This window comes from Azospirillaceae bacterium (assembly GCA_028283825.1).
Classification (GTDB): Bacteria; Pseudomonadota; Alphaproteobacteria; order Azospirillales; family Azospirillaceae; genus Nitrospirillum.
Map to the genome: position 1 here is coordinate 491,614 of JAPWJW010000002.1, position 17,343 is coordinate 508,956.

General features: G+C 67.7%; 9 protein-coding genes. All 9 read left to right on the forward strand.

Annotated features, from left to right (window positions below; translation table 11 throughout):
• Nucleotides 1-296 precede the first annotated feature (296 nt).
• Nucleotides 297-1,028, forward strand: a complete 732-nt coding sequence (locus PW843_10910; GenBank protein ID MDE1147114.1) for an iron-containing redox enzyme family protein — start codon at nt 297-299, stop codon at nt 1,026-1,028.
• 129 nt (nt 1,029-1,157) lie between these two features.
• The gene (locus PW843_10915; GenBank protein ID MDE1147115.1) at nt 1,158-1,397 is read left to right on the forward strand and encodes an MbtH family protein; all 240 of its coding nucleotides are present in this window, start codon (nt 1,158-1,160) and stop codon (nt 1,395-1,397) included.
• A complete protein-coding gene (locus PW843_10920) occupies nt 1,390-2,946 on the forward strand; it encodes a condensation domain-containing protein (protein ID MDE1147116.1) in 1,557 nt (518 codons plus the stop codon). The genes PW843_10915 and PW843_10920 overlap by 8 nt, the downstream gene beginning before the upstream one ends.
• Nucleotides 2,947-2,956: 10 nt before the next feature.
• The gene (locus PW843_10925) at nt 2,957-6,613 is read left to right on the forward strand and encodes an amino acid adenylation domain-containing protein (protein MDE1147117.1); all 3,657 of its coding nucleotides are present in this window, start codon (nt 2,957-2,959) and stop codon (nt 6,611-6,613) included.
• Nucleotides 6,614-6,639: 26 nt separating this feature from the next.
• Nucleotides 6,640-10,047, forward strand: a complete 3,408-nt coding sequence (locus PW843_10930) for an amino acid adenylation domain-containing protein (GenBank protein MDE1147118.1) — start codon at nt 6,640-6,642, stop codon at nt 10,045-10,047.
• Between the two features lie 18 nt (nt 10,048-10,065).
• Nucleotides 10,066-13,383 (forward strand): amino acid adenylation domain-containing protein, encoded by a 3,318-nt coding sequence (locus PW843_10935; GenBank protein MDE1147119.1) that lies wholly within the window; start codon nt 10,066-10,068, stop codon nt 13,381-13,383.
• A 44-nt stretch (nt 13,384-13,427) separates the two neighbouring features.
• A complete protein-coding gene (locus tag PW843_10940) occupies nt 13,428-14,111 on the forward strand; it encodes a hypothetical protein (protein MDE1147120.1) in 684 nt (227 codons plus the stop codon).
• Between the two features lie 281 nt (nt 14,112-14,392).
• Nucleotides 14,393-14,818: a hypothetical protein gene (locus PW843_10945; protein MDE1147121.1), complete on the forward strand. Its 426-nt coding sequence runs from the start codon at nt 14,393-14,395 to the stop codon at nt 14,816-14,818.
• A gap of 104 nt (nt 14,819-14,922) precedes the next feature.
• On the forward strand, nt 14,923-17,325 hold the full coding sequence (locus PW843_10950; GenBank protein MDE1147122.1) for a TonB-dependent receptor: 2,403 nt from the start codon (nt 14,923-14,925) through the stop codon (nt 17,323-17,325).
• The last annotated feature ends 18 nt before the right edge of the window (nt 17,326-17,343 follow it).

Sequence of the window (17,343 nt, forward strand, 5' to 3'; positions counted from 1 at the left end):
GTAAGTGGTACGCACGCCTTTCCGGCCTGATTTCCCATTTTTATCATGACCGTATGGGTCATTTCGGGAATCCGAATCTCAATCATATTACATGCGGCGCCGGTGGTTTATCCAAGGCGCACTGATGGTTCTGATTGTCATAAAATATTTATATATTGCATAATGTATTCATATAAAAATGAATCTATATTGGTATGTGTTTCATTTTTTAATAAAAAATACTGCATGTCGGCAAGTCTTTGCCGATTTTTATCTTCATTTTCTGCAGGCAAATGAACCTTTTAAAGGAGGAAGCCATGTCTGTTGCGGAAGTTCTGCCGAACAACGCCGCTGGGTTGAAAATCGACCAGATCGAAGCCATTCGGCAGCGTGTCGATGCGCGGCGCATGTTGCGTATTCCGTTCTTCGTCGAACTCAAGGACCGGGCCTTGAATCAGGACGAGATGCGGGATTTCTTTCTTCAGTATTACTCTATCGTGAAAACATCATATCGCATGCTGGCGGCCGGCATATTGAACGCGCAGCCGGAAGATACCGACACCATTGGGCATCTTCTGCGTTTTCTCGATACGGAGTCCGGTGGCGAGACCAACCACCTCACGCACTATTTGCGCTGGGCGGAGCACTTCGGCGTCAGCGTCGAGGACTTGGCCTCCAGCCAGCCCAACCAGACGTCGCGTGCGTTCGACGAAATCCTGATGGGCTATTTCTCCACCAACGACAGTTTTGTCCATCGCGCCGCCCAGCTGGGGCTTGAGGATTGCGCCCAGGTCCTGATCGAAGGGCTGGACCAGGGCTTCCGCAAATACGACATCCCCACGCGCGCCTACGGCTATCTGATGATCCACCTGCTGCTGGAAAATGACGAAGACGGCCACAGCCGCTGGGCCATTGACTCCCTGGCCGGCGCGCCGGATCTGGCCGCGCGTCGGCAGGAACTCGAGGCCATCTACAACCGCGTCTATGGCGCTTTCGAGAATGTCTTCAATGGCATTCACGAGGAATGGCAGCGGCGCACCCGTCACTAGGCGCTGTGCGCCCGCCTGAGGACGCCCGGCCCCAACCGTCCGCAACCGGGGCCGGGTGCCGGAAGGGCGCCGCCGGGCGGGCGCCGGAATCGGTACCCGCGCAACCAACGCGTTGCAGGAGCATTTGCCATGCCGAACGATGACGACGACGCGGCGTTGTACCTAGTGGTGGTCAACGACGAGGAACAATATTCGATTTGGCCAACCGGTCGCGACCTGCCCAGCGGCTGGCGGGGGGTGACCGGGCCGGCGATCAAGGCCGACTGCCTGGCCCATATCTCGCGGGTCTGGGTTGATATGCGACCGGCTTCGCTGCGCCGTCCGGTCGGGGGTGGAACGGATGCGGCGGGGACGATGCCGAATGGCTGACCTCGCCGCCCGCCTCTCCAATCTTTCAGTGGACCAACGGGCCTTGCTGCAAAGCCGCTTGCAGGCGGCCCGCGCCGGACAGGCGTCGACCGCGGGCACGTCGGCCGCCATCACACGGCTGACGCGCGACCGCGACGTCTTCCCCCTATCCTTCGCCCAGGAACGGCTCTGGTTCCTGGATCAGCTTCAGCCTTACAGCGCCGCTTACAACATACCGGAGGTCTACAGCTTCTCCGGCCCGCTGAACGTGGAGGCGCTGGAGCGTGCCCTGCAGGAGATCCTGCGCCGGCACGAGGTGTTGCGCAGCCGCTTCGTGGTGCGGGAAGGACAGCCGGCGCAGTGCATCGACCCGCCCCCGGCGCCGGTCCTGCGCATGGTGGATTTGCGGCCGCTGGCGGCCGACGCCCGGCCGGCCGCATTGCAGCGCCTGGTCATGGAGGCGGCGGGCACCGTGTTCGATCTGTCCGCGGGCCTATTGCTGCGGGCGACCCTGGTCGCGCTGGGCGACGCCGACCACGTCCTGCTGGTGACGATGCACCACATCGTGTCGGACGGGTGGTCGATGGCCATCTTCGCCCGCGAGTTGACCCAGCTCTACCAGGCCTATTACGCCGGACAGCCCTCACCCCTGGCGGAGCTTCCGATCCAATATGTGGACTTCGCCCACTGGCAACGGCACTGGCTGTCCGGTGCGGTGCTTCAACGCCTGCTGGACTATTGGCGCGGACAGCTGGCCGGCGCCCCCGCCATCCTCGCCCTGCCCACGGACCGGCCCCGTCCGCCCATGCAGACCTTTGTCGGGGCCCAGTACAATTTTAATGTCGCGCCCGAGGTCACCGCCGCCCTGACCGCCCTGGCGCGGCAGGAAGGTGCCACCCTGTTCATGGTGCTGCTGGCGACCTTCAAGGCGCTGCTCTACCGCTGGTCCGGGCAGGAGGACATCGTGGTCGGCACCCTGACGGCCGGTCGCAACCGGGTCGACATCGAGGGGTTGATCGGCTTTTTCGTCAACACCCTGGCGCTGCGCACCGACCTGTCGGGCAACCCCCGTTTCCGCGACCTTGTGCGCCGGGTCCGCACCGTGACGCTGGAGGGGTTCGCCCACCAGGATCTGCCGTTTGAGAAACTGGTGGGTGAATTGCGGCCGGAGCGGCGCCTCAGCCAGCATCCGCTGTTCCAGGTGCTGTTCGCCCTGCAGAACATTTCGGCCCAAACCGCGGCGCCGCCGCAAGGGGCATCGCCGCCGCCGGCCGCCGACCCGGCGCCGGTGGCCGCGCGCACGGCGAAGTTCGACGTGGCCTTGTTCATGAGCCCGTCGGGGGCCGGCCTTGCGGCCTCGTTCGAATACAACGTCGACCTGTTCGACGCGGCGACCATCGCGCGCATGGCGGCGCATCTGGTGACCCTGCTTGATGGCGTCGTCGCCACGCCGGATCGCCCGATCCTGGACATCCCGCTCGAGGCCGCCGTCCCGTCCGCCGCCGGCCGGGAACACAGACGCGGCCGGCTGGAAGAAACCTTCGATTTCGAACTGACGCCATCAAGCTGAGGACCGTCCCATGAGCATGGTTACGGAAGACAAGCTGATTTTCGACGCGCAGTTGAACGAGGCGCGACGCTATTGGCTGGACACGCTTCCCGCCGGCATCACCCCGACGACCCTGCCCCAGGACGGGTCCCAGGATGGAACCGCGCCGGCGTCCACCGCCAGGCCATGGGACGCGGTCATCCTTGAGGGCCTGGGGTCACCGGCCCTCGCGCGCCTCACCAAGGGATCGCCCTTCCTGCTGTTCAGTTATCTCACCACCGTGGTGGCGCTCTGCCTGCATCGCCATACCGGCAGCGGGACCATCGCCCTGGGCACCCCCGCCCTGGACGGCGTCAACGCCGTGACCGTCGTGACCGGGGTGACGGACGCCATGCCGGTGCGCCGGCTTCTGGCCGATATGCGCGAAAACCTGCGGCAGGCCTATGACCACGACCACTATCCGGTCTCGCGGCTGGTCAAGGAATTGGAACTGCCGGCGTCGGGGCCATTCCCGCTGTTCGCGGTCGCGCTGACCCTGGCGGGGCTGCATGGCGAACTTCCGCCGCTGAACCTGGACCTCATCATCCGCTTCGCCGGGCGGGACGGCGACCTGACGGCGCGGATTGAGTATCGCCGCGATCTTTTCAGTCGCGCCGCGATCGACCGTTTCGCCGGCCATCTGCACCAGGTCGCCCAGGCGGCGGTGGCCGACCTGGAACGTCCGGTGGGCGATGTCCCCCTGCTTACGGCCATGGAACACCGGCAACTGGTCGGCGACTGGAACGACACGGCGGCCGACTATCCGCGGGAAGCGGGCATTCACACCCTGGTCGAACAGCAGGCCGCCCGCACCCCCGATGCGCCGGCGGTGCGGCAGGGGGGCCGGGTGCTCTCCTACGCCGACCTGAACCGCCGTGCCAACCGGCTGGCGCGGCGGCTGCGCCAGCTGGGTGCCGGCCCGGACGTCGCCGTCGGCCTGCTGATGGAACGGTCGCCGGATCTGCTGGTCGCCATCCTGGGAATTCTGAAGGCGGGGGCGGCGTATCTGCCGCTGGACCCGGCCTGGCCTGACGACCGGCTGGCCCTTGTCGCCGGCGACAGCGCCATACGCCTGATGGTCAGCCGGGCGGACCACGCCCCCCGCCTGCGCCACCTGGAAGGCGCCCCGCCCCTCACCGTCGTCGCCGTCGATGATCCGGAACTGGAGGCTCTTGAGGGGGCGGATTTGGCGCTGCCGGTCGGCCCCGGCGACGCCGCCTACATCCTCTATACCTCCGGCACCACCGGCAAGCCCAAGGGCACCATCGTCCCACACCAGGGGGTGGTCAATTACTGCCACTGGGCGGCGGGCGCCTATCTGGATGACCGGCGTCTGGCCTTTCCCCTGTTCTCGCCCATCACCTTCGACCTGACCGTGACCTCGATCTTCGTGCCGTTGATCACGGGGGGCAGCATCGTCGTCTATCCTGACGACGGCGCCGGCGGCACGCCGTCGATCCTGGCGGTGATGCAGGATGACGCGGTCGATATCATCAAGCTGACCCCGGCCCACCTGCAGCTGGTCCGCGACGCCGGCATCCGCGCCCCGCGGGTGCGCAAGCTGATCCTGGGCGGCGAGGATCTGAAGACGGCGCTATGCGGTTCGCTGAACGGCGTTTTCCGCGGCGACATCGAGATATTCAATGAATATGGGCCGACCGAGACCGTCGTCGGCTGCATGATCCATCGCTTCGACCCCGCCGCCGACCGGGGGGGCGCCGTCCCCATCGGCCGGGCGATCAGCAACGTCCGGCTCTATGTGCTGGACAAGGCGCTGCGCCCGGTGCCCATCGGGGCGCGCGGCGAAATCTTCATCGCCGGGGACGGCGTGGCGCGCGGCTATCTGGGCCGGCCGGAGCTGACGGCCGAACGGTTCCTGCCCGACCCCTTCCATGCCGGCGCGCGGATGTATCGCACCGGTGACATCGCCCGCTGGCGCGCCTCCGGGGTGATGGAATATTTCGGCCGCGCCGACCACCAGGTCAAGATCCGGGGCGCGCGGGTGGAACTGGGCGAGGTCGAGGCGGCGCTGGCCGCCCATCCCGCGGTCCGGGAATGCGTGGTCGATGTCGTCCATCACGGCAAGGTCGGGGGCGGGGACCGGCCGCTTGCGCCGACCTACTGCGCGCGCTGCGGCCTGCCCTCCAACTATCCCGGCGTCAGCTTCGACGGGGAGGGCGTCTGCAACCATTGCCACAACTTCGAGTTCTATCGGGACAAGGCCAAAGCCTATTTCCGCCCCATGGACGATCTCAGCGGGCTGTTCGCCGAGGCCAAGGCCCGCAGCCGCGGCGACTACGACTGCATGGTGCTGTACAGTGGCGGCAAGGACAGCACCTATGTGCTGTGCCGGGTCGTGGCCATGGGCATGCGGGTCCTGGCCTTCACCCTGGACAACGGCTACCTGTCGGAGCAGGCGAAGGACAACATCCGCCGCGTGGTGGGGGCGCTGGGCGTCGATCACGTCTTCGGCGAAACGCCGTTCATGCGCGATATCTTCGCCGAAAGCCTGCGGCGCAACAGCAACGTCTGCAACGGCTGTTTCAAGACCATCTACACCATCGCCATCAACCTGGCCAAGGAAAGGGGCATACCCTGCATCGTGACCGGCCTGTCACGGGGCCAGCTCTTTGAAACGCGGCTGGCCGAACTGTACCAGAACAACGTTTTCGATCCCGACACCATCGACCGCATGGTCCTGGATGCCCGGAAACTCTATCACCGGGCCGAGGACGTCATTTCCCGGTCGCTCGACGTCCGCATCTTCCAGGACGACGCGACCTTTGAGATCGTCAAGATCATCGATTTCTATCGCTATTGCGACGTGGAGCTGGACGAGCTTTATCGCTTCATCAAGGCCCAGGTGCCCTGGAGCCGGCCCATGGACACCGGCCGGTCGACCAACTGCCTCATCAATGAGGTGGGCATCTATGTCCATAAGAAGACGCGGGGTTTCCACAACTATGCCCTGCCCTATTGCTGGGATGTCCGCCTGGGCCACAAGACGCGGGACGCGGCGCTGGCCGAACTGGACGAGCAGATCGACGTCGCCAACGTCACCAGCATCCTGACCGAGATCGGCTACGAATGGGATGGGGACGGGGATAAGACCGAGACGGCGCTCGTGGGTTACTACGTCGCCGACCGCCGCATCGCCCTGGAGGATCTGAAACATTTCCTGGCGCGGAAACTTCCGGCCTACATGGTGCCCAGCTATTTCATCCGGCTGGACGCCATCCCCCTGACCGCCAACGGCAAGGTGGATCGCAAGGCGCTGGTGCGGCCGATGGGCAAGCGCCCCGACCTGGCCCGGGAATTCGTGGCGCCGACGACGCCGGTGGAGGCGGAACTGTGCCGCATATGGTCCGGCCTCCTGGGGGTGGTCCAGGTCGGCATCCACGATAATTTCTTTGACCTGGGGGGGCATTCGTTGCTGGCGGCACGGGTGATCCTGCGCGTCGGCGCGACCTTCGGCGTCGATCTGTCGGTGCGCCAGCTGTTCGAGGTGCCGACCATTGCCGGGCTGGCCGCCGCCATCGCCGCCATGCCCAAGGGACCGGCGGGGCCGGCCCTGGTGCGGGGGGCCCGCGTCGCCCATCGCCCGGGGCCGCCGGCACCGCCGGACGGTGCCGCCCCGCCCCCCCTGTGACGCCCGCGACGAGGGAGAAGCACGAGATGACCGGATCCTTAGCGTCGCTGGCCATCGCCGGCGGGGGCACCGAAACCGCCCTGCCGGCACCGGTGGGGCTCGAGGCGGAGGGGGAGGGGAGTTTCCTGTTCCCCGCCTCTTTCGCGCAGGAGCGGCTGTGGTTCCTGGACCAATTCGATCCCGGCAGCGCCGTTTATCTGCTGCCCAACAACTACTGCTTCCAGGGGCCGGTGGACGCCGGCGCCCTCGCCCGCGCCCTTAACGAAATCGTCCGGCGGCACGAGGCGTTGCGCACCCATTTCGTCCGGATCGAGGGCGCGGTGATGCAGGCGGTGGTGCCACAACTGGACATCCCGTTGCCGCAGATCGACCTGCGCGGACTGCCCGACGGTATCCGGGATGCCGAATTCCACCGGATCGTGGCGTTGGAGGCCACGCGGCCGTTCGACCTGGCGACCGGGCCGCTGCTGCGCGCGACCCTGGTGACGGTGGGCGACGCCGCCCGCTACCTGCTGCTGACCCTGCACCACATCGTTTCCGATGCGTGGTCATCCGAGATCTTGTATCGCGAATTGACCGCGCTTTATGGCGCCTACATCGCCGGCCTGCCCTCTTCCCTGCCTGACCTGCCGATCCAGTACGGGGATTTCGCCCATTGGCAGCGCCAATTGCTGACGGGCGGGGTGCTGGACGACCATATGCGGTACTGGCGCCGGCAGTTGGACGGGGCGCCGGCGCTGCTGGAACTTCCCGCCGACCGGCCGCGCGGCCCGACGCAGGGTTTCCGTGGTGCCAGCATCCATTTCGCCCTCCCGGACGCGGTGACGGCCCGGCTGAAGGCGATCGCCCGGGAGGAGAACGCCACCGTGTTCATGGTGCTGCTGGCGGCCTTCACGGCGCTGCTGCACCGCTATACGGGCCAGAACGACCTGGTGGTCGGCAGTCCCATCGCCAACCGTGGCCGTGCCGAGATCGAGGAACTGATCGGCTTCTTCGTGAATACGCTGGTGCTGCGGGTGCGGTTTGCCGGTGATCCCGGTTTCCGCCAGCTGTTGCGCCACGTCCGCGACGTGACGCTGGAGGCCTACGCGCATCAGGATCTGCCCTTCGAGAAACTGGTGCATGAGCTGCGGCCGCCCCGCCATGCCAGCCACAATCCCCTGTTCCAGGTCATGTTCGTCCATCAGGTCGCGGCGGCGGCGGCCGACGCGGGCGGCGCCGATGCGGACTTCATTTCCCAGCCGGTCGCCGGGACGGCGAAATTCGACCTGACCCTGTTCATCACCGAGGCGGGGCCCCGCCTGACGGCCGCCATCGAGTTCAACACCGACCTGTTCGATGCCGCCCGCATCATGCGGTTGATCGGTTATTTCCGTACGCTGCTGGGCGCCGTGGCGCAGGCGCCCGACCAGCCCGTGTCGGCGCTGGCCCTGCTGCCGCCGGCCGAGGCGGCCCTGCTTGGCCAATGGAACGCCACCAGCCATGATTACGGCACCGCCCAGACCGTCGCCGCCCTGTTCGAGGCCCAGGCCGCCCGGCAACCGGCGGCGGCGGCCGTCATCAGCGGCGGCCAGACGCTGAGCTATGGCGACCTCAACCGGCGGGCCAACCGCCTGGCCCATCACCTGCGGCGACTGGGTGTCGGCGACGAGACCCGGGTCGGCTTCTGCCTGCGGCGCTCGGCCGACCTGGCGGTGGCGCTGCTGGCGGTGCTGAAGTCCGGTGGCGCCTATGTGCCGCTGGACCCCACCTATCCGCGAGAGCGGCTGGCCTTCATCGTCGGCGATTCCGGGATGGCGGTGGTCATCAGCGATGACAACGCGCGGGACGCGCTGCCCCCGCTTGATGTCCCGCTGCTGTCGTTCAGCCGGGACGCGGCGGCCATCATGGCCGAACCCGATCATAACCCGTCTGACGGCAGTCTGGCGGACGCCGGCCCGGCCGCCGATCCCGACCGGCTGGCCTATGTGATCTACACCTCGGGTTCCACCGGCCGGCCCAAGGGCGTGGCCATGGCGCAGCGCGCCCTGTTCAACCTGTTGCAGTGGCAGGTGGCCCATTCCAGGCTGCCCGGCGAGGCGCGCACGCTGCAATTCACCTCGCCCAATTTCGATGTCTCGTTCCAGGAGATCTTCTCCACCTGGTGCGGCGGCGGCACCCTGGTCATGGTGGATGACGACACCCGGCTGGAACCTGGGCAATTGCTGCGGGCCATCGCCGAGGGGGCGGTCGCCCGCCTGTTCATTCCGCCGGTGGTGCTGACGCAGTTGGCGGTGGCCGACGCGGCTGCCACCGTGGACCTGTCGGCGCTGCGGCAGGTCATCGTCGCCGGAGAGGCGTTGCACCTCACCCCCGCCATCACCGCTTTCTTCGCCCGTTGGCCGGGTGCCAGCCTGCATAATCACTACGGGCCGACCGAAACCCATCTGGCGACCGCCTTCACCCTGGCCGGGCCGCCGGCCGGCTGGCCGGTGCTGCCGCCCATCGGCTATCCCATCGCCAACGTCCAGACCCACATTCTGGACCGTCGGCTGCAACCGGTTCCACCGGGTGGGCCGGGGGAGCTTTATATCGGCGGCATCGGCCTGGCGCGGGGCTATCTGGGCCGGCCGGACCTGACCGCGGACCGTTTCGTCCCCGACCCCTTTTCCGGGGTGCCCGGTGCCCGGCTGTACCGCACCGGTGATCTGGTGCGCCATGCGCCCTCCGGCGATATCGAGTTCCTGGGGCGGGCCGACGACCAGGTCAAGATCCGGGGTTTCCGGGTGGAACCGGGCGAGGTGCGGGCCGCCCTGCTGCGCCACCCGGCGGTGCGCGACTGCGCCGTGGTGCTGCGCCCCGACCACCAGGAGGGTGGGGCCAGTCTGGCCGCCTATCTGACGCTGCGGCCGGAATTGACGGTGACGACCGCGGACCTGCGCCGTACCCTGGCCGCGACGCTGCCCGACTATATGATCCCGTCCAATTTTGTCGTGCTCGACGCGCTGCCGCTGCTGCCCAACGGCAAGCTGGACCGCAACGCCCTGCCGGCGCCCGATGCCGCGCGGCCCGACCTGGACCAGGACTTCGTCGCCCCCGCCACGCCGACCGAGATGGTGCTGGCGGATCTGTGGGCCGAGGTGCTGCGGCTGGATCGGGTGGGGGTCCAGGACAATTTCTTCGACCTTGGCGGGCATTCACTCCTGGCGACCCAGGTCGTCTCCCGCATTCGCGAGCGGCTGCGCGTGGATCTGCCGTTGCGGCGCCTGTTCGATGCGCCGACCGTCGCTGAGCTGGCCGTCGCCATCGACGGGCTGGCGGGCGAGGGGGGCTCCGCCGCCACCGCGCCGGCGTTCGACCCGCCGCCCCTGGACGGCCCCCAGCCGGAGGAGCTTCTCGCCCGGCTGGCGCAATTGTCCGATGCCGAGGTCGAGACCCTGTTGGCCGGGCTTTAGCAAGAAAGGTGTCCGCCGATGAGCGTCATGACGACCGGCCCGGAGCTTACACCGGTGGAAAAGCGGCAGCTGCTGGAACGGCTGTTGCGCGAAAAGGCGGCCAAGCCCAAGCAATATCCGGTTTCGTTCGGGCAGGAACGGCTGTGGCTGGTGGATCTGCTGCAGCCGGGCCTGTCGGTCTACAACCTGGGGACGGGCATCCCCTTCGCGGGGACGGTGGACAGCGCCCTGTTGCAGCGGGCGGTGGATGAACTGGTCCGCCGGCATGAGGTGCTGCGCACCCGTTTCAGCGTGAGCGACGGTGTTCCGGTGCAAATCGTCGAACCCGGCATTACCGTGACGGTGGCGGAGGTCGATCTGACGGTCCTGCCCGCCGCCCGCCGCCCGGACGAAGTGCGGCACCTGCAAACGCGGGAGATTCAGCGGCCCTTCGACCTGACGCAGGCGCCACTGGTCCGGTTCCTGCTGCTGCGGATCGGTCCCAGCATGGCGCAACTGGTGTTCGTGCTGCACCATATCATTTCGGATGGCTGGTCCTTGGGCATATTGGCGCACGAGTTGGGCGTGCTCTACCAGGGGTTGGGACAAGGCCGCGACGTGCCGCTGCCGCCGCTGCCGCTTCAGTACGGCCGTTATGCCGAATGGCAGCGCCGGTGGCTGAAAGGCGAGACGTTCGATCGCCTGCTGTCCTATTGGACGACCCAGCTGCGCGGCCTGCCGGCCCTGATGGAGCTGCCGACCGACCGGCCGCGGCCCCTGATGCAAAGCTACCGCGGCGCCAATTACAGTTTCGATCTGCCGGATGGGCTGTGCGAAACCTTGCGGGGCCTGGGCCGGCGCAGCGGCGCCACGCTCTACATGATCCTGCTGGCGGCGTTCCAGACCCTGCTGCTGCGCTACAGCGGACAGGAGGATGTGGCGGTCGGAACGCCCATCGCCAACCGGACCGTCCGCGAGCACGAGGCCCTGATCGGCCTGTTCGCCAACACGCTGGTGATCCGCGCCGACCTTTCCGGCAACCCGCGCTGGCTCGACCTGCTGGCCCAGGTCCGCGAGGCGACGCTGGAGGCGCAGGCGCATCAGGACCTGCCTTTCGAACGGCTGGTGGAGGCGCTGCAGCCGGCCCGCCACCTGGGCTATCATCCGCTGTTCCAGGTCATGTTCGCCTATCAGAACATCCCGGCGCTGGACGCGCTGGCCTCATCGGGGGACGAACCCGACGCGGCGGTCATGACCGGCACGACCCGGTTCGACCTGTCGATGTTCCTGCAGGACCATGACAAGGGCCTGCGTGGCACCCTGGAATACAGCACCGATCTTTTCGACCAGGACCGCATCGTCCGCATGGTGGGCCATTTCCGGACCCTGCTGTCGGCCATTGCCGAGGCGCCCCAACGGCGGTTGTGGGAGCTGCCGCTGCTGACCGCGGCGGAACGGCACCTGCTGGCGGGGTGGAACGCGACCACGGCCGCTTTCCCGCCTGAGCCGGCGATGCCGCTGCTGTTCGAGCGGCAGGCGGTGGCCCGGCCCGACGCCGTGGCGGTGACGTGTGGCGCGGTGCAGTGCCGCTATGGCGAACTGAACCGCCGCGCCAACCAACTGGCGCATTACCTGATCGGGCTGGGGGTGGGGCCGGATACGCTGGTCGCCCTTTGCATCGACCGTTCCGTCGAGATGGTGGTGGGGGTGCTGGCGGTCCTCAAGGCCGGCGGTGCCTACCTGCCGCTGGATCCCGACTATCCGGTGGATCGCCTGCGCTTCATGCTCACCGACGGGCGGGTGCCGCTGTTGCTGAGCGGTCCCGACCGGCCGGCGGCGTTCGCGCCCGTCGGCACCACGGTGATCCGGCTGACGGCGGATGCGCCGATCCTGGCCCGCCAGCCGGAGGACGATCCCATGGTCGCCGTCGATCCGGCCCGGGCCGCCTATGTCATCTACACCTCGGGCTCGACCGGTGTACCCAAGGGGGTGCAGGTGTCCCGCGGGGCGCTGTCCAACCTGCTCCACGCCCTGCGGCAGAGCCTGCAGCCGACGCAGGAGGGCCGTTGGCTGGCCTTGACGACCCTGTCGTTCGACATCGCCGCCATGGAGATCTTCCTGCCGTTGATGGTGGGGGCGGAACTGGTCGTCGCCGGCCGCGAGGCGGCCCTGGACGGCGAGACGCTGGCGCGGACGCTGGCCGCGACCGACATCACCTTCATGCAGGCGACACCGGTGACCTGGCGGCGGCTGATCGAAACCGGTTGGCGCGGCGACAAGCGCATGACGCTGATCAGTGGCGGGGAACACCTGCCGCAGGACCTGGCCGACCGGCTGACGGGGGACGGCGCCACCTGCTGGAACCTGTACGGTCCCACCGAGGCCACCATTTATGCCACGGGCGACCGGCTGGCCGGGGCCGGCGCGCCGGTGACGATCGGCCGGCCCATCGCCAATCTGCAGGCCCATGTGCTGGATCGCCATCTCAACCAGGTGCCGCCGGGCGTGCCGGGCGACCTTTACCTGGGCGGTGCCGGCCTTGCCCAAGGTTATCTCAACCGCCCCGATGCCACCGCCGACCGGTTTGTGCCGGACCATCTCGGTACCGTTCCCGGCGGGCGGCTCTATCGTACCGGCGACGTGGTCCGGCTGCTGGCCGACGGCCGGATCGACTATCTGGGTCGCAGCGATTTCCAGGTCAAGATCCGCGGCTTCCGCATTGAGCCAGGTGAGATCGAGGCGGTGCTGCGACAGCATCCGGCGGTGCGCCAGGCGGCGGTGATCGCCCGCCGGGATGGCGCCGGCCAACCGGCCGGCCCCTATCTGGTCGCTTACGTCGTGGCGGAAGGCGCACGGCCCCGCGCCACCGCGCTCTACGATCATTTGCGAACCCGGTTGCCCGACTACATGCTGCCCACGGCCCTGGTCTGGCTCGATGCCCTGCCGCAGACGCCCAATGGCAAGATTGACCGCCGGGCCTTGCCGGCGCCGGACCTGAACCGGTCCCGTGACGAGGGCGACTTCACGGCGCCTGCCGGGCCGGTTGAGGAGATCGTGGCCGCCGCCTGGATGGACGTGCTGAACCTCGACCAGATCGATGCGCGTGATGATTTCTTCTCGCTGGGCGGTCATTCGCTGACGGCAGCCCGGGTGATGCACCAGCTCTGCGACCTGCTGGGCCTGGACCTGCCGCTCTTGCTGTTGTTCAAGGCCCCCTCGGTCGGCGGCTTGAGCCGGGAACTGCTGAACCATCCGGAGCTTGGATCAAGCGTGGCCGCCGCGGCTGCCGCCACCTTGGCCGGGCTGGAAGAGATCGAGGCCGCCGCCCGCCTGGACGCGGAGGGATTACCGACCTGAAACGTTCGTGTTGCCGAAACCTGATGAGACGGAGGAGGAACAGCATGTCGACCAAGAGCGAGGATCGGCCGGAAAAAAGCGATGAGGGCCGTCGCACGGCGGCCAGGACCGCCACGGCCACCCCCTCCGGGCCTTCACCGGCGACGGCCGACGCCAATGCCGATGCCGAGGCGGCACCCAGCCTGGCCAGCTCATTATGCGCGGTCCGGCGCGCCATATGCCTGGCCAGCCACGAGGCGGAACTGGCGGTTTCACAGGCCTGGTGGCGTGCCTATGCCGAACTGGGCGCCAGCCAGCAGCGCATCGCCTGGGACGCAAGCTTCAGCCGCAACAGTGCCTATCAGGCCTGGCTTGCCGCGGCGCAAACCGCCAGCCAGCGTAATGATGGCCAGCAGTTGGCCGCCGCCCATGAGACCTACTACCGTACCTTGGAAACGGCGGCCAAGGTTGAGCGGCAGGACTGGGATGCGGCGCAGAACAATTACTGCAAGGCTCTGGAGGCCGCCAACGATGCCCGTGCCGCCGCGGTCGATAAGGCGCTGGCGGCCTATCTCGGGGACCTTCGGGACGTGTGGCAGGGCGCCGACCTGAGTGCCAGGGGCGTGTCCATCCTGACGCAGCTGGCCCAGGAAATCGGCTATGCCGCTCAACTCGCCCAAGCTCAAGGGTGGGTCCCCGGACCCACCGGCACGGCCACCCACGGCCCATCCGTGAGCGCCGGCAGATGACGGCCGTCAAACGAAGCCTTCCACAAGGACGGTGCACGAATAATTCGGGAAAATCCGGCAAAGTCCCCTGACAATTCCGCCGGGGGTTGGGCGGCCTGCGCGGTCGCCACGCGTCGTTTGTGCATGGGTCAAGCCCGGCCGAAAGTCCGGAACCGGGCTTGACCTCAATCATTGACAGCAATTCGCCGCTTTCTTATCAGGTTCTTATGAGCCTTGCCCGCCGCCATCCCGTCCGGGGACCTGCCCGGAACCGGCACCGCCTGTCGCGGTGGGCGTGGCTGTTGGTGGTCGCGTTGTTCCTGCGGGGCCTGGTGCCGGTGGGCTATATGCCCAATCCGGCCTCGGGCGAACCGGGCGCCGGGGCCATCATGCTGTGCGACAGCGTGCACGACCTGCTGTCGGTGATGACCGACCCGATGATGGCCGACCCGGCGCTGGCCAAGCCTGGGATGATCCAGGCGATGATGGCGGATCCCTGGATGCACCATCATCACGAGGGCGGCGGCCATGCCGGGCATACGGTCGATGCGCCCTGCGTCTTCGCCGCCGTGGCCGCCTTGGCGGCCGTGCTGCTGGCCGTCATCCTCATCCTGTCGCCGGAATACCGCGCGGTCCGCTGGACGCCCGCGCCGGCAGCCCCCCGGCGGTATCTGCGGCCCCCCGGCACCCGGCTGGCCCGGGGCCCGCCATCCCTTCTCCTGAGCTGATCCGATCCGCTTCCGGCCCCGTGGGCCGGGCACAGCCTTTCGCGGCCCCCGCCTGTGCGGGGGCGGCGTCATGGCGGCCCAATGGGCTGCCGCAGGAGAGTTTCGTGTACCGCTTCCATTCCAGGACCGGCGGCGCCGTCGCGCTGACCGCCGTCATTGCCCTGTCCATCGCCTGGGCGCATCCCGCCCCGGCCCAGACCGCCGATGCCGCCGCACCGACCAAGGCGGAGAAAAAGGCGGCGTTGCAGCGCCAGCTTGAACAGGTCCAGGCCGCGCTGACGGCGCTGGACGCCGACGACGTGGCCAAGGTGGCCGTGCCGCAGCCGTCGACCCCGGTACCCCAGGATGTGCTGGTCACCGCCGACCGCGTGGCGCCGCCGGTGCGCAACGCGCCCCTGGGCCAGACCATGGGCACTGTCAGCCGTGACCAGTTCCGGAACAGCCCCGCCTTTTCCGTGGCCGACATCCTGGCCCTGACGCCGGGGGTGACCATGCAGCAGGGCAACGGCCCCCGCGACGTTTCCATCTCCGTCCGCGGGTCGAACGGGCGGCAGACCTACGGTGTGCGCAACATCCAGATGTTCGAGGATGGCTTCCCCGTCACCCAGCCGGACGGCCTGGGGCGCAGCGACCTGACGGACCCCCACGCTTATGCCGGCATCGACGTGGTGCAGGGCCCGTCCTCCGCCCTTTACGGCAACTACGCCACCGGCGGTGCGGTCAACTTCCGCACGCGCAGCGGCGCCGACATCGACGGGGCGGAAACCGGGGTGGACGTGGGTAGCTTCGGCTACGTCAACGCCTATGCCACGGCGGGCGCCCATTACGACGATTTCGACTACAGTTTCTTCGGCAGCCATGTGCGCGGCAACGGGTCGACAGCGCACAGTTCCTTCAACACCACGACGGAGAACCTGCTGGCCACGTTGGAGGCCAGCCCCCGCGACCGCATCACCGTGAAGCTGGTGAACAACGACCTGGATTCCAACCTGTCGCTACGCCTGTCCCTGAACCAGTTCAACCTCAACCCCTATCAGGCGGGTTGTGCCGCTCTGGCGGCGGCCGGCTGCGCCCCGGTCAGCGTATACGCCAACGGCGTCAACGGCACCAAGCTTAGCCTCAGCCCCGACCAGGCCGGCCTGGGGCGGCACGACCGCCGCACCATCGCCGGCGCGCGCTGGGAACACGACATCGACAACGCCACCGTCTGGCGCACACAGTTCGTGTTCGACAACCGCGACTACAACCAGCCGACCAGCGCCACCAGCGCCCGGGGCACCGTGCCATCCTTCAACCTGATGAGCGACGTCACCAACCGGGGCCAGATCTTCGGGCTGGAGGCGACGCAGTTCGCCGGACTGTCCTTCAATTATGAGGACATCAACTCCTACAGCTACAACCTGGCGCCGGCCACGGCGGCCGGTGGCGGCGCCACCCTGGGCGCCCTGACGCAGAGCATCTTCGGCCACCACTACAATGTCGGCGCCCACCTGCGGGAAGAGGTGGCGCTGGCACCACAGTGGAAGGCGGTGGTCGGCGTGGGCGGCGACTACACCGACATCGACGCCTTGCAGACCGCCTACAGCTATCCCACCGGCGGCGGTGCCACCACCACCCTGATCCGGGCGCGGCGCACCTTCGTCAACGTGGCGCCGGAGGCCTCGCTGGTCTACACGCCCGACCAGGACTGGCAACTGCACGCCCGGGTCGCCACCGGCTACGGCACGCCGCAATCCGGCAACCTGTTCGTCACCCAGGCCGGCACGTTCGGCAACAACACCCAGTTGAAGGCGCAGTCCAACGTCGGTTTTGATCTGGGCGCCGACTGGACGCTGGGGCGCAGCCTGAAGGCCACCGTCACCGGCTTCTATGAGTTCTTCTCCAACGAGCTGGTGTCGCAGTCCGCCGGCGCCAACCTGCAAACCTTCACCTTCAACGCGCCGTCCTCCGTGCATCGCGGCGTGGAGGTTTCGGCCGATTGGCAGCCGCTGCCGGACAGCCTGCCCGGCGCCCGGCTGTCGGCGGCCTATCTGCTGGATGACCAGTATTATGATGAGTATGTGGAGGTGCTGAGCGGCAGCGGCCGCACGGTGGCCTTCAACCGCGCCGGCAACAAGATCCCTGGCGTCATGCCGTCATACCTCAACGCCCGCGTGAGTTACGACCAGCCCACCGGCGCCCTGAAGGGCCTGGGTGGCTTCGTCGAGGTCAACCACGCGGCATCCTTTATGCTGGACAACGCCAACCTGCTGAAGGCGCCGGGCTATGACCTGGTGAACGCGAACCTCCACTATGAACCCTCGGCGCCCGCCCTCGCGGGCATGCGTTTGTATGTGGAGGTGCGCAACGTGTTCGATGAGACCTACGTCGCCTCCGCCTCCAACATCACCGACACCCTGAACGCCGCCGGCGGGCAGAACGGTGCCGGCACTCTGGCCGCCAGCACGGGCTCCATCTGGGCGGGATCGCCCCGGACGGTCATCGGCGGCGTGCGCGTGAAGTTCTAAATCCACGGGTGGGAAAAC

Coding starts and splice junctions, on each gene's coding strand:
- PW843_10915 (MDE1147115.1), top strand. CDS start 1,158: ATGCCGAACGATGACGACGACGCGGCGTTGTACCTAGTGGTGGTCAAC.
- PW843_10940 (MDE1147120.1), top strand. CDS start 13,428: ATGTCGACCAAGAGCGAGGATCGGCCGGAAAAAAGCGATGAGGGCCGT.
- PW843_10925 (MDE1147117.1), top strand. CDS start 2,957: ATGAGCATGGTTACGGAAGACAAGCTGATTTTCGACGCGCAGTTGAAC.
- PW843_10910 (MDE1147114.1), top strand. CDS start 297: ATGTCTGTTGCGGAAGTTCTGCCGAACAACGCCGCTGGGTTGAAAATC.
- PW843_10930 (MDE1147118.1), top strand. CDS start 6,640: ATGACCGGATCCTTAGCGTCGCTGGCCATCGCCGGCGGGGGCACCGAA.
- PW843_10920 (MDE1147116.1), top strand. CDS start 1,390: ATGGCTGACCTCGCCGCCCGCCTCTCCAATCTTTCAGTGGACCAACGG.
- PW843_10935 (MDE1147119.1), top strand. CDS start 10,066: ATGAGCGTCATGACGACCGGCCCGGAGCTTACACCGGTGGAAAAGCGG.